The organism is Streptomyces sp. NPDC045968 (genome assembly GCF_056430475.1).
Map to the genome: position 1 here is coordinate 1 of NZ_JBWKLF010000023.1, position 17,154 is coordinate 17,154.

The window sequence follows — 17,154 nt, forward strand, 5'->3', positions numbered from 1 at the left end:
GGTGAGGGTGTGCCTGCGGAGTTGGAGGGTTTTGCGGGTACGGGTAGTGCGGGCAGTGTGGCGTCGGGCCGTGTGTCGTATGTGTTCGGGTTCGAGGGCCCGGCGGTGACGGTCGACACGGCGTGTTCGTCTTCGCTGGTCGCGATCCACCTGGCTGCGCAGGCGCTGCGGCAGGGCGAGTGCACGATGGCACTCGCCGGCGGCGTGGCCGTCATGGCGACCCCCGACTCCTTCATCGGCTTCTCACGCCAGCGCGCCCTTGCGGCGGACGGCCGGTGCAAGTCGTTCGCGGCAGCTGCTGATGGCACGGGCTGGGCCGAGGGTGTGGGTGTTCTGCTGCTGGAGCGGCTCTCGGACGCGCGTAGGAACGGTCACCAAGTCCTGGCGGTGGTACGGGGTTCGGCGGTCAACCAGGACGGTGCGTCCAATGGTCTGACGGCTCCGAACGGTCCCGCGCAGCAGCGGGTGATTCGCAAGGCGTTGTCGAGTGCGGGTCTTTCGTCGGCGGACGTTGATGTGGTCGAGGCGCATGGCACGGGTACGACGTTGGGTGACCCGATCGAGGCGCAGGCCCTGCTGGCTACTTACGGCCAGGGGCGTGCTGAGGGTCGGCCGTTGTGGTTGGGGTCGTTGAAGTCGAACATCGGGCATGCGCAGGCTGCGGCTGGTGTCGCCGGTGTGATCAAGATGGTGGAGTCGTTGCGCCATGGGGTTCTTCCGGCGACGTTGCATGTGGATGAGCCGACGTCGCAGGTGGATTGGTCTGCGGGTGCGGTGGAGCTGCTGACGGAGGCGCGGCCGTGGCCGGAGTCGGAGCGTCCCCGCCGGGCCGGTGTGTCCTCCTTCGGCGTGAGCGGTACGAACGCTCACCTGATCCTGGAGCAGGCGCCGCAGGAGGAGGCCGCTGCGGAAGAGGAGCCGTCGTTCGAAGGCGATGCGGTTCTGCCGTTCGTGGTGTCGGCGAAGGGTGCGGGGGCGCTGGCGGGTCAGGCGCAGCGGTTGGCTGCGTTTGTCGAGGCGGGCGAGCCTGTTTCGTTGGCTGGTGTGGCGGGTTCGTTGGTTTCGGGGCGGGCCCTGTTGACGGATCGTGCGGTGGTGGTTGCGGGCTCTGGTGCTGAGTTGGTGTCGGGTCTGGGGGCGTTGGCCCGGGGCGAGTTGGGTCCGGGGGTGACGTCGGGTGTGGGTTCTTCTGCTGCTCGTGGCCGGTCGGTGTTCGTGTTCCCGGGTCAGGGTGCTCAGTGGGTGGGGATGGGGCGTGGGTTGCTTGATTCCTCGCCGGTGTTCGCCGCGAAGGTGGCTGAGTGTGAGGCGGCTTTGGCGCCGTTTGTGGACTGGTCGTTGACGGATGTCCTGCGCGGCGACGCGGATGCTGTGCTGCTGGATCGTGTGGATGTGATTCAGCCGGCGAGTTTCGCGGTGATGGTGGCGTTGGCCGCGGTGTGGCGTTCGGTGGGTGTGGTGCCCGATGCGGTGCTGGGTCATTCGCAGGGTGAGATCGCTGCCGCTCATGTTGCGGGTGCGTTGTCGCTTGGGGACGCGGCGCGTGTGGTGGCGTTGCGGAGTCAGGCGATCGGCCGGGTGTTGTCGGGTGCGGGCGGTATGGCATCGGTGGCCCTGCCCGAGCCGGATGTCCGTGACCTGCTCGTGGAGGGTGTGGAAATCGCGGCGGTCAACGGCCCCTCGTCGGTCGTGATCGCTGGTGACGCGGCAGCCCTGGACGGTCTGCTCACTGTGCTGGAGGCCCGGGGTGTGCGGGTGCGGCGGGTCGCGGTGGATTACGCGTCCCACACCCGTCACGTCGAGAAGATCGAGGAGATCCTCGCAGGCGAGCTGGCGGGCATTGCCGCGAACGCTCCGGAGGTTCCGTTCTTCTCCAGTGTCGACGGCACCTGGATCGACTCGGCAGGTGTGCTGGATGGTGGGTACTGGTATCGGAATCTGCGCCGTCCGGTGGGCTTTGAACCGGCGGTGCGGGAGCTGATCGGTGCGGGCTTCGGTGTGTTCGTCGAGGTCAGCTCGCACCCGGTGCTGCTTCAGCCGGTGAGTGAGATCGCCGATGTGGCTGATGCGGCGCCGGTGCTGGTGGGCTCGTTGCGTCGTGGTGAGGGTGGCATGCGGCGCATGCTGACCTCCCTCGCGGAAGCCTTCGTACGCGGAGTGGACATCGACTGGTCCGCCGTCCTGCCGGCCGGGGTCGCGGGTGCGCGGGCTGCTCTGCCGACGTATGCCTTCGACCACGAGCACTACTGGATCGAGATGACGGGTGCCGACACCGATGTCGCGTCCGTCGGTCTGGCCTCCACCGACCACCCCCTCCTCGGCGCCGTCGTCGGCCTCCCCGGCTCGGACGCCTTCGTGACGACCTCCCGCTGGTCGCTGCGTACGCACCCCTGGCTCGCCGACTACGCCCAGGCCGACGTGATCGTGGCGCCGAACGCCGCCCTGGTCGAGCTGGCAGTCAAGGTCGGCGACGAAATCGGGGCGCCGACGCTGGAGCGGCTGACCATCGACAGCCCCGTCGTTCTGCCGCTGCGAGGTGGCCGGTCCCTACAGGTGACCGTCGACGGCGCCGACGAATCCGGACGCCGTACCGTCCAGATGTACTCCCGTGCCGAGAACTCCACCGTGCAGGAGGAGTGGACGCGGCACGCGTACGGCACGCTGGCACCTCCGGCGCGGCAGCACGAGCCCGCCCCCGTCGACGCGAGCGGTGTGGACGTCGCCCTGCCGGACGGAGTCACCGACGCGGACCGGTACGGCCTGCACCCCGCCCTCCTGGACGCCGCCGTCCGTGTGGTGCTCGCCGACGGCATGCAGCCGTACGAGTGGACGGGCGTCTCCCTGTTGGCGTCGGGCGCCTCCGCCCTGAAGGTGCGGGCGCCGCGTACGTCCGGCGAGACCGGCCGGCTTGAGCTGGCCGACCGGACCGGCCGGGCGGTCATGTCCGTCGCGGGTGTGCTCGGCAGGCAGTTCTCTCCCGAGGAGACCGGCGTCGCCGACGTCCTGACCCATGACGCGCTGTTCCGCGTCGCATGGACCGCTGTGCCGCTGCCGACCGCGCACACCTCCGGCTCCGCGGAGTTCTCCTCCGTGGCGTCGGCGGCGGATGTCGTCGCGGTTGCCTCCTCGCAGCGCACGGCCCCCGATCACCTGGTGTACGAGGTGGACCCGTCCGAGACCGACCCGCGCGCCACCACCGCAGCGGCGCTGGGCGTCCTCCAGGCTTGGCTCGCCGAGCCCGCTCTGGCGCACACGCGGCTCGTCGTGCTGACCACGGACACCGCCGAGCCGGCCGTCGCCGCCGTGTGGGGTCTCGTCCGCTCGGCCCAGTCCGAGCACCCCGACCGGATCTTCCTGGTCGAGGCCGACGCCACCTCCCGGCCTGCCCTGGCCGCCGCGCTGGACAGCGGCGAGCCGCAGATCCGGCTGCGCGCCGGGGTGGCCGAGGTGCCGCGCCTGGTCCGTGCGGCCGCCGAGGCCGGTGGCGGCGGTGGGCGTCCCCTCGATGCCGAAGGCACCGTACTGATCACCGGTGGTACGGGAACGCTCGGCGCGATCGTCGCGAGGCATCTGGTCACGGAGCACCACATCAGGCACCTGTTGCTGGTGAGCCGCCGTGGCACGGACGCGGTCGGCGCCGCCGGTCTGAGCGACGAGCTGACCGCTCTGGGAGCCACCGTCACGATCGCGCGATGCGATGCGGCGGACCGTACGGAACTCGCGGCGCTCCTCGACACCGTCTCCGCCGAACACCCGCTGACCGCAGTCGTACACGCCGCGGGCGTCCTCGATGACAGTGTGGTCTCCGCCCTGACCCCGGAACGGTTCGACACCGTGCTGCGGCCCAAGGCGGACGCCGCGCTCAACCTGCACGAGCTGACCCGGGGCCTGGACCTCTCGGCGTTCGTCCTCTTCTCCTCCGCGGCGGGCGTGCTCGGCAATCCCGGGCAGGCCAACTACGCGGCCGCCAACGCCTTCATCGACGCACTCGCACACCGTCGCCAGGCCCTCGGCCTGCCGGCAACCTCCCTCGCCTGGGGCTACTGGGCCGAGGTGAGCGGCATGACGGAGCACCTGGCCGGCGCCGACCTCCAGCGCAACAAGCACAACGGCATGGTCGGACTGTCCGCTGCACGCGGGATGGCGCTCTTCGACGCGGGCCTGCGCAGCGGCGCCGATCTCCTGGTCGCCACCCAGCTGGACATCCGTGCTCTCCGCGCCCGCGCCGCGAACGGCCCGGTGACCCCGCTGCTGCGCGGTCTGGCCCCTTCGGGCCGGCCGACGGCCCGCGCCGGTTCCGCGGACTCCGGCTCACTGGCCGGGCACATCGCCGGCCTGAGCACCCGCGAGCAGACCGAGACGCTCGTCGCTCTGGTACGCCGCCACGCGGCCGAGGTACTGGGACACCCGACCGCCGACGCGGTCGCGGCCGACCGGGCCTTCAAGGACGCCGGATTCGACTCGCTCACCGCCGTGGAGCTGCGCAACCGGCTCACCGTCGCGACCGGTCTGCGTCTTTCCCCCACGACGGTCTTCGATTACCCGACGCCGGCTCTGCTCGCCGACCTGCTGCGGACCACGCTCCTCGGGTCGCTGGGAATCGAGACCGGCCGCGTGGGCGTGACGGACGCGACGGATGCCCGGACGTTCACCGACGAGCCGATCGCGATCGTTGCCATGGCGTGCCGGTTCCCGGCCGGTGTCCAGAGTCCCGAAGACCTCTGGCGCGTGGTGAGCGAGGGCGTCGACGCGGTGACCGAGTTCCCCGCGGACCGCGGCTGGGACACCGAACGGCTCTTCGACGCCGACCCCGACCGCGCGGGCAAGACATACGTACGCCACGCGGCCTTCCTCGACGACGCCGCGGGCTTCGACGCCGCCTTCTTCGGTATCTCACCGAAGGAAGCGCTGGCCATGGACCCGCAGCAGCGGTTGCTCCTGGAGACCTCGTGGGAGGTCTTCGAACGCGCCGGAATCGACCCGACCACCCTGCGCGGCACGGACGTCGGCGTGTTCGCCGGCATCAACAGCAATGACTACAGCCTGCTCCTGCACCGGTCCCCCGAGGTCGAGGGGCTCCGGCTCACCGGCAGTTCGGGCAGTGTCCTCTCCGGTCGTATCGCCTACCACCTCGGCCTGGAGGGCCCGGTCCTCACCGTCGACACGGCGTGCTCCTCCTCGCTGGTGGCCCTGCACCTCGCGGCGCAGGCGCTCCGCCAGGGGGAGTGCTCCATGGCGCTGGCCGGCGGCGTGATGGTCATGGCCAACCCGGACACCTTCGTCGAGTTCTCGCGGCAGCGCGGGCTGGCCCCGGACGGGCGCTGCAAGGCCTTCGCGGACGGCGCCGATGGCACCGGCTGGTCCGAGGGAGCGGGCCTGCTGCTGGTGGAGCGGCTGTCGGATGCCCGCCGTCACGGTCACCAGGTCCTGGCCGTACTCAAGGGCTCGGCGGTGAACTCCGACGGCGCGTCCAACGGGCTCACCGCTCCGAACGGCCCCGCGCAGCAGCGGGTCATCCGCAAGGCTCTCGCCACCGCGGGCCTGAGCACCGCGGACGTCGACGTGGTGGAGGCGCACGGCACGGGCACCACCCTCGGCGACCCGATCGAGGCCCAGGCGCTGCTGGCGACCTACGGACAGGACCGGCCCGCCGACCAGCCCCTGTGGCTCGGCTCGGTCAAGTCGAACATCGGTCACACCCAGGCGGCGGCCGGAGTCGCGGGCGTGATCAAGATGGTGATGGCGATACGCCACGGTCTGCTGCCCCGCACGCTCCACGTGGACGAGCCCTCGTCGAACGTGGACTGGTCGGCGGGCGCGGTGGAGCTGCTGACCGAGGCGCGGCCGTGGCCGACGGCCGGCCGCCCGCGCAGGGCTGCCGTGTCCTCCTTCGGCATCGGCGGGACCAACGCGCACGTGGTGCTCGAACAGGACACGGCGGCGGCGGACCACGAGGCGGTGGAGGGGACGCGGACCGGCACATCGCAGACCGGCACACCTCAGCCGTCCTCGCCCACCGAGACCCACCAGGCCGCGCCCAGGACCGTACTGGTCCCGGTTTCCGGCAGAACGGTGGACGGACTGCGCGGCCAGGCAGGGCGACTCGCCTCATTCGTCGGGGACCGCCGGGACGTGAGCGTCGCCGACGCGGCGTACTCGCTGGCGACGACGCGGGCCCACCTCGACCACAGGGCCGTGTTCGTGGCCGTCGACCGGGAACGGCTCGGCACGGATCTGCGCGCCCTGGCGGACAGCGGTGACGCGGGCCCCGGCATGGTGAGCGGCACTCCGGTCGCGGGGAAGCTGGCCTTCCTGTTCACCGGCCAGGGCAGCCAGTGGGCCGGCATGGGCCGCGAACTCGCCGACGCCTTCCCGGTCTTCCGCGCCGCCTTCGACGCCGTCTGCACGGCGGTCGAACAGCGGCTGGGCGACCACCTGGACCGGCCGCTGCGCGACATCGTGTTCGCCGCTCCCGGATCGGCCGAGGCCACGCTGCTCGACCGGACCATGTACACGCAGGCGGCGCTGTTCGCCCTGGAGACCGCGCTCTTCCGGCTGTACGAGTCATGGGGGGTCAAGCCGGACCTCCTCGCCGGGCACTCGATCGGCGAGGTGACCCTCGCCCATGTCGCGGGCGTACTGAGCCTGGAGGACGCGGCCACCCTCGTCGCCGCGCGCGGCCGGCTGATGCAGGCGCTGCCCGAGGGCGGCGCGATGGTCGCCGTCCAGGCGTCCGAGGCCGACGTCCTGTCGCTGCTCGCCGAAGACGCCCGCGTGGCCGCTGCCGTGTGCGTCGCCGCCGTCAACGCCCCCGGCTCCGTGGTGATATCCGGCGCCGAGGCCGAGGTACTGGCCGTCGCGGCCGAGCTGGCCGACAGGGGGCACAAGACCAGGCGGCTTCAGGTCAGCCACCCGTTCCACTCGCCGCTCATGGCACCGATGCTCACGGAGTTCCGTACGGTCTGCGAAGGCCTGGACTACCGGCCGGCGACCCTTCCCATGGTCTCCACGCTCACCGGCAAGGAACTGTCGGGCGACGAGCTCGGCACCCCGGGCTACTGGGTGGACCAGGTCCGCCACGCGGTGCGGTTCGCCGACGCCGTTGCGACGCTGAGCCGCCTGGGAGCCACGACGTTCCTCGAGCTCGGCCCCGGCGGCGTCCTCACCGGGATGGCGCTCGACTCGCTCGCCCAGCTCGGGGCGCCTGGTGCGTCTGACGCGCCCGGTACATCCGGTGCGAGCGGATCGCCGGCCGGTGACTGCGTCGCCACGCTGCGCCGCGACCACGCGGAGGACGTCTGCGTCCTGACCGCGCTCGCGGAGCTGCACGTACGAGGCGTCGCCGTGGACTGGCCCGCCCTGTACGAGGAGCCCCGCGAAGCCAGGACCGACCTCCCCACCTACGCGTTCCAGCACCAGCGGTACTGGCTCGACCGAGCCATGGACGAGGGCGCGGGCGATGCCCACGGCACGGACCACCCGCTGCTCGGCGCCGCCGTGGAGATGCCGGGGGACGACGGGATCGTCTTCACGGGCCGTCTGTCGGTACGCCGTCACGGCCGCCTTCTCGGCGCGACCGCGCAGGAGGTGGCCCAGGGAGCCATGACGGTCCCCGCCGCCGCGCTGCTGGAAATGATCGTCAAGGCCGGTGACGCGGTCGGGTGCGGGTCGCTCGAACAGGTGGCCGTGGAAAGCCCCCTCGTACTGCCGGAGCACGCCACCGTTCAGGTCCAGGTCGCCGTGGAAGGCCCCGACTCCGTCGGCCGCCGTGCGGTGCACGTGTACGGCAGGCCCCTTGGCGCGGAAGCGACGCCGTGGACGCGCCATGCGAGCGGATTCCTGGTGGCCGGGATGCCGCAGGCAACGTTCGACCTGGGGAACTGGTCGCCCGCCGCGGACTCGGCATCGGCCCTGCCCGGCGTACACGCCGTGTGGCAGGACGGGGCGCAGACCTTCGCCGAGGTCGCGCCCACCGGTCATCTCCTCGACGAAGCGGAGAAGTTCACGCTTCACCCGGCCCTCCTCGACACCGTGGTGCGCCTCGTGGCCGCTGCCACCGGTGCGGACACGGCCACCCTCGTCGACACGCGTCCGCACGACATCGCGTTCTGCGCCCGGCTGGTCGTGCACGCGGCCGGCGCCACCGCGCTGCGCGTGCGGATCACCCCGACCGGGCCGACCGTTCCGGGCGCACCGGGACGCCACCTGGTCGAGCTCGCGGACCCCACGGGAGCGCCGGTCGCTTCCATGGGGCCGCTGGACCTCGGCCACACGTCGTCGCAGGCCGAGGCGGCTGCGGGAACCGGGACAGCTGCGGTGGCAGCGGCCCCGACCGCACCGGCCACCGGAGACGTACGCCGCCGTGCGGTGACGCGCGACGTGGCCGCCGCCGGATCGTTCGCCGAGCGGCTGACCGGGCTGACGCCCACCGAGCAGCACCGCATCCTGCTGGAACTCGTCGAGTCCGGCGCGTCCGTCGTCCTCGGCCACCGCGAAGCGGACGGCTTCGACCGTGCCCGTCCCTTCAAGGACCTCGGATTCGACTCCCTCGCGGCGGTCAAGCTCCGTAACCGACTGGCACACGAGACCGGGATCGACGGCCTCTCCGCCTCGGTGGTCTTCGACTACCCGACACCGGTCCTGCTCGCCGGGCACCTGCGCACCGAACTCCTCGGCGAGCAGACCGTCCCCGACGCCCCCGTGCCCGTCGCGCCCGACCAGAACGAACCGATCGCGATCGTCTCCATGAGCTGCCGCCTGCCGGGCGGGGTCGAAAGCCCCGAAGACCTGTGGCGGCTGGTCATGGACAAGCGCGACGCGATCTCCGGGTTCCCCGTCGACCGCGACTGGGACCTCGACGGCCTCTACCACCCGGATCCGGACCACCAGGGCACCAGCTATGCCCGTACGGGCGGATTCCTGCACGACGCCGCGAAGTTCGACGCGGGCCTCTTCGGGATCTCCCCGCGCGAGGCACTCGCCATGGACCCGCAGCAGCGGCTGCTCCTCGAGACGTCCTGGGAGGCGCTGGAGCGGGCGGGCATCGACCCCCGGTCCACCGGCTCCGAGGAGATCGGCGTCTTCACCGGAATCGTCCACCACGACTATGTGACGCGACTGAACCAGGCTCCGGAAGGTGTCGAGGGTTACGTCATGGCCGGTACCGCGGGCAGTGTGGCCTCGGGCCGTGTGTCGTACGTGTTCGGGTTCGAGGGTCCGGCGGTGACGGTCGACACGGCGTGTTCGTCGTCGTTGGTCGCGATCCACCTGGCGGCGCAGGCGCTGCGGCAGGGCGAGTGCACGATGGCCCTGGCAGGCGGAGCCACCGTGATGTCCAGCCCGGATGCCTTCGTGGAGTTCTCGCGCCAGCGCGGCCTCGCGGCGGACGGCCGGTGCAAGTCGTTCGCGGCCTCGGCCGACGGCACGGGCTGGGGCGAAGGTGTGGGCGTGGTGCTGCTGGAGCGGCTGTCGGAGGCACGCAGGAACGGGCACCAGGTGCTGGCGGTGCTCCGTGGCAGTGCCGTCAACCAGGACGGTGCGTCCAATGGCCTGACGGCTCCGAATGGTCCGGCGCAGCAGCGGGTGATTCGCAAGGCGTTGTCGAGTGCGGGTCTTTCGTCGGCGGATGTTGATGTGGTCGAGGCGCATGGCACGGGTACGACGTTGGGTGACCCGATTGAGGCGCAGGCGTTGTTGGCGACGTATGGCCAGGGGCGTGCTGAGGGTCGGCCGCTGTGGTTGGGGTCGTTGAAGTCGAACATCGGGCATGCGCAGGCTGCGGCCGGTGTCGCCGGTGTGATCAAGATGGTGGAGTCGTTGCGCCATGGTGTGCTTCCGGCGACGTTGCATGTGGATGAGCCGACGTCGCAGGTGGATTGGTCGGCGGGTGCGGTGGAGCTGCTGACGGAGGCCCGGCCGTGGCCGGAGTCGGAGCGCCCTCGCCGGGCCGGTGTGTCCTCCTTCGGGGCCAGTGGCACCAATGCCCACCTGATCCTGGAGCAAGCCCCCGAAAGTGACCTCCAGAACTCCGAGTTGAGCCCGACGAACGGCGATGCGGTTCTGCCGTTCGTGGTGTCGGCGAAGGGTGCGGGGGCGCTGGCGGGTCAGGCGCAGCGGTTGGCTGCGTTTGTCGAGGCGGGCGAGCTTGTTTCGTTGGCTGGTGTGGCGGGTTCGTTGGTGTCGGGGCGGGCCCTGCTGGCGGATCGTGCGGTGGTGGTTGCGGGGTCTGACGCGGAGTTGGTGTCGGGTCTGGGGGCGTTGGCCCGGGGCGAGTTGGGTCCGGGTGTGACGTCGGGTGTGGGTTCTGCTGCTGCTCGTGGCCGGTCGGTGTTCGTGTTCCCGGGTCAGGGTGCTCAGTGGGTGGGGATGGGGCGTGGGTTGCTTGATTCCTCGCCGGTGTTCGCCGCGAAGGTGGCTGAGTGTGAGGCGGCTTTGGCGCCGTTTGTGGACTGGTCGTTGACGGATGTCCTGCGCGGTGAGGCAGGTCCGGAGTTGCTGGATCGTGTGGATGTGATTCAGCCGGCGAGTTTCGCGGTGATGGTGGCGTTGGCCGCGGTGTGGCGTTCTGCGGGTGTGGTGCCGGATGCGGTGCTGGGTCATTCGCAGGGTGAGATCGCTGCCGCTCATGTTGCGGGTGTGTTGTCGCTTGGGGATGCGGCGCGTGTGGTGGCGTTGCGGAGTCAGGCGATCGGCCGGGTGTTGTCGGGTGCGGGTGGTATGGCATCGGTGGCATTGCCGGAGGCGGATGTCCGTGACCTGCTGGTGGAGGGTGTGGAAATCGCGGCGGTCAACGGCCCGTCCTCCGTCGTGATCGCTGGTGACGCGGCAGCCCTGGACGGTCTGCTGGCCGTGCTGGAGGCCCGGGGTGTGCGGGTGCGGCGGGTCGCGGTGGATTACGCCTCCCACACCCGTCACGTGGAAGGCATTGAGGAGATCCTCGCAGGCGAGCTGGCGGGTATTACCGCGAACGCTCCGGAGGTTCCGTTCTTCTCCTGTGTCGACGGCGCCTGGATCGATTCGGCAGGTGTGCTCGATGGTGGGTACTGGTATCGGAATCTGCGCCGTCCGGTGGGCTTTGAGCCGGCGGTGCGGGAGCTGATCGGTGCGGGCTTCGGTGTGTTCGTCGAGGTCAGCTCGCACCCGGTGCTCCTTCAGCCCGTGAGTGAGATCGCTGACGCGGCTGATGCGGCGCCGGTGCTGGTGGGCTCGTTGCGTCGTGGTGAGGGTGGCATGCGGCGCATGCTGACCTCCCTCGCGGAAGCCTTCGTACGCGGAGTGGACATCGACTGGTCGGCCGTCCTGCCGGCCGGCGTCGCGGGTGCGCGGACGGCTCTGCCGACGTATGCCTTCGACCACGAGCACTACTGGCTCAAGGCCCCCGACAGCCCAGCCGACAGCGACAACGGGGTCAACGACGCCGACCGCGACTTCTGGACCGCCGTCGACGGCGCCGACCTGGACGGGCTCGCGGCGCTGTTGAAGGCCGATACGGCCGACCGTCGGCTTGCGCTGGGCGATGTCGTACCGCTGCTGGCGGACTGGCGGGAAGGCCGCCGTGAGCAGTCCGTCGTGGAAGGCCTCCGCTACGCCGTCACCTGGCAGCCGCTGCCGCAGAACGCCCCCGGTGTACCGGGTGGCACCTGGCTGGTGGTCGCCCCGGCCGAGCGCACCTCGGACAAGGGCTCCGCGGACTTGGTGCACGTACTGGCCGGCCAGGGCCTCAGCATGGTTCTCCTGGAGGTCGCGGACGCCGAGCTCCGGGACCGGGCATCGCTCGCCGGACTGCTGCGCGGCAAGTTCGCCGAACACGACCTCTCCGGAGTTCTCTCCCTGCATACGCTGGAGCAGCAGCACGCGCAGCAGGACCCCGAGCACGCCTCAGCGGTCGCCGAGACGACTCTCGTTCTTCTGCAGGCGCTCGCCGACACGGGAGCCGACCAGCCGCTCTGGTGCCTGACCTCCGGCGCGGTGAGCACCGGGATGCAGGACAGCGTGACGTCCCCCGCCCAGGCAGCGCACTGGGGCCTGGGCCGTGCCGCAGGCCTGGAGTACGCGGACCGCTGGGGCGGCCTGATCGACCTGCCCGTCGACATCGACACGCGGACGGTTCAGCGCCTGCTCGGGGTGCTCAACGCCGCGACCGGCGAGGACCAGCTCGCGATCCGGCGCACGGGCGTCTACGCACGCAGGCTGGTACGCAAGTCCTTGCAGTCCTTGGCGAGGACAGCCGGCGCGGACCAGTGGCAGCCCCGGGGAACGGTTCTCGTCACGGGTGGTACCGAAGGCCTGGGCAGGCATGCCGCCCTGTGGCTCGCGCTCGGCGGTGCCGACGAGCTCATCGTCACCACCACCGCGAACACCCCGGCCGGCAGCGTGGAGACGCTGCGCGCCGAACTGTCGCGGCTGGACGCCCGTACGACCGTGACGTCCTGCGACGCTTCCGACCGCGGCGCGATCGCGCGCCTGCTCGCCGAGCTGCCCGTCGACCGGCCGCTCACGGCCGTCGTCCACGCCGCCGACGTGATGCAGACCAGCTCCATCGGCGACACGGACCGGGGCGACCTCGCAGAGGTGTTCGCGGCGAAGGTGGAGATCGCCGTCTGGCTCGAGGACCTGCTCAAGGACACCGAGCTCGACGCGTTCGTCGCGTTCTCGTCGATCGCCGGCGTGTGGGGCGGCGGCGGACAGGGACTGTCGGGCGCGGCGAACGCCGTCCTCGACGCCCTGGTCGAACGCCGTCGCGCACGCGGACACAAGGCGACCTCCCTCGCCTGGGGCGCCCTCGACCAGATCGGCGTCGGCGCTGACCCGGCCGCTCTTGAGCAGCTCCGCCGTCGAGGAGTCCTCCCGGTGGCCCCCGAGGTCGCCATCAGCATCCTGGAGCACGCCCTGCGCGCCGCGGAGAACTCCGTGGTCGTGGCCGACATGGACTGGGCCGCCTTCATCCCGGCGTTCACCTCCGTCCGGCCGAGCCCGCTGTTCGGCGACCTCGACGAGGCACGCGAGGCGATGCGGGCCGCGCAGTCCGACACGGGCACCGAGGACGCCAACTCGTCCCTTGTGGCGAGCCTGACGGCAGCCTCGGAAACCGAACAGCAGCGGATTCTGCTCAGGCTGGTCCGCAGCCACGCGGCCACCGTCCTCGGGCACAACAGCGCCGAGGCCATCAGGCCGCTGCAGGCCTTCCAGGAAGTCGGGTTCGACTCGCTGGCCGCCGTCGGTCTCCGCAACAGCCTGCACGCGGCCACCGGGCTGCGCCTGCCGGCGACGCTGATCTTCGACTACCCCACCCCCGACGCGCTGGTGGAGTACCTGCGCGCGGAACTCCTCCGGACGACCGGAGACGAGCTCGAAGGGCGGGAGGACGACATCAGGCGTGTCCTGGCGACCGTCCCCTTCGCCCGGTTCAAGGAGTCCGGAGTCCTGGACGCCCTTCTGAAGCTGGCCGAGACGGACGCCCCCGACACGGCGGCGCCGGCTGAGGACAACTCGGAACTCATCGACGCAATGGACGTCGCCAGCCTGATTCAGCTGGCCCTCGGCGACGACGCAAGCTGACCCGTTACATCAGATCGTGGAGGAAATAATGGCATCGCCTGACGAGCAGCTTGTGAATGCACTGCGTGCGTCCCTGAAGGAGAACTCCCGGCTGCAGCACGAGAACAGCCAGTTCGCTGCTGCTGCCGTCGAACCTGTCGCCATCGTGTCGATGGGGTGCCGGTTCCCGGGTGGGATCACCAACCCGGAGGACTTCTGGCAGGTGGTGTCCGATGGCGCCGACGTCTACACGGAGTTCCCCACCGACCGCGGCTGGGACCTGGACGGACTCTTCGACCCGGATCCCGACAACCCCGGGACCACCTACGTGCGCGAGGGCGCGTTCCTGCACGATGCGGCGAAGTTCGACGCGGCGTTCTTCGGCATCTCGCCGCGTGAGGCGCTCGCCATGGATCCGCAGCAGCGGCAGCTTCTCGAGGTCTCCTGGGAGACCTTCGAGCGCGCCGGCATCGACCCGCACTCCATGCGGGGCTCCGACGTCGGCGTCTTCACCGGAATGGTGCACCAGGACTACGCACCGGACCTGAGCGGGTTCGAGGGATACCTGAGCCTTGAGCGGGCCCTGGGCACCGCCGGCGGTGTCGCCTCCGGCCGCGTCGCCTACACCCTGGGGCTTGAGGGCCCGGCGGTGACCGTCGACACCATGTGCTCGTCCTCGCTGGTCGCCCTGCACCTGGCGGCGCAGGCGCTGCGCCGTGGCGAGTGCTCGATGGCCCTGGCGGGTGGAGCCACCGTGATGGCGACGCCGGGCGGCTTCGTCGGCTTCTCACGCCAGCGCGGCCTGGCCGCCGACGGCCGAATCAAGGCGTTCTCGTCCTCGGCCGACGGCAGCGGTTGGGCCGAGGGTGTGGGCGTTCTGCTGCTGGAGCGGCTCTCGGACGCGCGTAAGAACGGTCACCAAGTCCTGGCGGTGGTACGGGGTTCGGCGATCAACCAGGACGGTGCGTCCAATGGTCTGACGGCTCCGAACGGTCCCGCGCAGCAGCGGGTGATCCGCAAGGCGCTCGCCAACGCGGGCCTCTCCACCTCGGACATCGACACCGTCGAGGCGCACGGCACGGGTACGACGCTGGGCGACCCGATCGAGGCCCAGGCCCTGCTGGCGACCTACGGTCAGGGGCGTCCCGAGGGGCAGCCGCTGTGGCTGGGCTCGGTCAAGTCCATCCTGGGACACGCCCAGGCCGCCTCGGGCGTCGCTGCGGTGATCAAGACCGTTCAGTCGTTGCGCCATGGGGTTCTTCCGGCGACGTTGCATGTGGATGAGCCGACGTCGCAGGTGGATTGGTCTGCGGGTGCGGTGGAGCTGCTGACGGAGGCCCGGCCGTGGCCGGAGTCGGAGCGTCCGCGTCGCGCGGGTGTGTCCTCCTTCGGAGCCAGCGGTACGAACGCCCACGTGATCCTGGAGCAGGCGCCGCAGGAGGAGGCCGCTGCGGAAGAGGAGCCGACGCTCGACGGTGATGTGGTCATGCCGTTTGTGGTGTCGGCGAAGGGTGTGGGGGCGCTGCCTGGGCAGGGGGAGCGGCTTGCTTCCTTCATCGAGGCGGGTGAGGCGGTCTCGCTGGCTGGTGTGGCGGGTTCGTTGGTGTCGGGGCGTGCTCTGCTGGCGGATCGTGCGGTGGTGGTTGCGGGTTCTCGGGCTGAGTTGCTGTCGGGTCTTGGTGCGTTGGCGCGGGGTGAGTCTGATGGGGCGTTGACGAAGAGTCTGGTTCCGGGTGGGGGCAGTGGTCCTGGCCGGTCGGTGTTCGTGTTCCCGGGTCAGGGTGCTCAGTGGGTGGGGATGGGGCGTGGGTTGCTTGATTCCTCGCCGGTGTTCGCCGCGAAGGTTGCTGAGTGTGAGGCGGCTTTGGCGCCGTTTGTGGACTGGTCGTTGACGGATGTCCTGCGTGGTGACGCGGATGCTGTGCTGCTGGATCGTGTGGATGTGATTCAGCCGGCGAGTTTCGCGGTGATGGTGGCGTTGGCCGCGGTGTGGCGTTCGGTGGGTGTGGTGCCGGATGCGGTGCTGGGTCATTCGCAGGGTGAGATCGCTGCCGCTCATGTTGCGGGTGCGTTGTCGCTTGGGGATGCGGCGCGTGTGGTGGCGTTGCGGAGTCAGGCGATCGGCCGGGTGTTGTCGGGTGCGGGTGGTATGGCATCGGTGGCATTGCCGGAGGCGGATGTCCGTGACCTGCTGGTGGAGGGTGTGGAAATCGCGGCGGTCAACGGCCCGTCCTCCGTCGTGATCGCTGGTGACGCGGCAGCCCTGGACGGTCTGCTGGCCGTGCTGGAGGCCCGGGGTGTGCGGGTGCGGCGGGTCGCGGTGGATTACGCCTCCCACACCCGTCACGTGGAAGGCATTGAGGAGATCCTCGCAGGCGAGCTGGCGGGTATTACCGCGAACGCTCCGGAGGTTCCGTTCTTCTCCTGTGTCGATGGCACCTGGATCGATTCGGCAGGTGTGCTCGATGGTGGGTACTGGTATCGGAATCTGCGCCGTCCGGTGGGCTTTGAGCCGGCGGTGCGGGAGCTGATCGGTGCGGGCTTCGGTGTGTTCGTCGAGGTCAGCTCGCACCCGGTGCTCCTTCAGCCCGTGAGTGAGATCGCTGACGCGGCTGATGCGGCGCCGGTGCTGGTGGGCTCGTTGCGTCGTGGTGAGGGTGGTATGCGGCGCATGCTGACCTCTCTCGCGGAAGCCTTCGTACGCGGAGTGGACATCGACTGGTCGGCCGTCCTGCCGGCCGGCGTCGCGGGTGCGCGGACGGCTCTGCCGACGTATGCCTTCGACCACGAGCACTACTGGATCGAGATGACGGGTGCCGACACCGATGTCGCATCCGTCGGTCTGGCCTCCACCGACCACCCCCTCCTCGGCGCCGTCGTCGAGCTGCCGCAGTCGGACGGGCTGGTCTTCACCTCGCGGCTGTCGCTGCGTACGCACCCGTGGCTCGCGGACCACGCGATCCAGGGCTCAGCCGTCATCCCGGGCACGATCTACGTCGACCTGGCGATCCGGGCCGGGGACGAGTTCGGGTGCGGGGTGCTGGACGAGCTGGTGATCGGCGCGCCGCTGGTGCTGCCCGAGGACGAGGCCATTCGCATTCAGGTCGCGGTCGGCGGTGCCGATGAGACCGGGCGTCGTGCCGTCGGTGTGTACGCGGCTCGGGGCGATGCCGGTGAGGGTGGCGGGCAGGAGTGGACGCGGCATGCGTCTGGTGTGCTGTCGCCGGTGGTTCCCACTTCTGCGGGGTCGGGATTCGACTTCGTGCAGTGGCCTCCGGCCGGCGCGGAGCCGGTGGACATCACGGGGTTCTACGCGGATCTGACCGAGCGTGGCTATGCGTACGGGCCGGCGTTCCAGGGCCTGCGTGCCGTCTGGCGCCGTGGCGAGGAGCTCTTCGCCGAGGCCGCTCTGCCACGTGAACCGCGTGAGGACGCGGGACGGTTCGGTCTGCACCCGGCTCTCCTCGATGCGGCCCTGCACACGAACGCCTTCGTGGCACGGGAGGACGACGGCCGGAACGTGCTGCCGTTTGCGTGGAATGGGGTGGTGTTGGCGGCGGTTGGTGCGTCGGCGTTGCGGGTTCGGGTGGCGCCGTGTGGTGTTGATGCGTTGTCGTT

General features: G+C 70.6%; 2 protein-coding genes. Both read left to right on the forward strand.

Annotated features, from left to right (window positions below; translation table 11 throughout):
- Positions 1-13,557: type I polyketide synthase (locus AC07FA_RS34130; RefSeq protein WP_479080238.1), on the forward strand; the 13,557-nt coding region annotated here is incomplete at its 5' end.
- Positions 13,558-13,585: 28 nt separating this feature from the next.
- A partial coding sequence (locus tag AC07FA_RS34135; RefSeq protein WP_479080239.1) for a type I polyketide synthase occupies positions 13,586-17,154 on the forward strand: 3,569 nt, incomplete at its 3' end.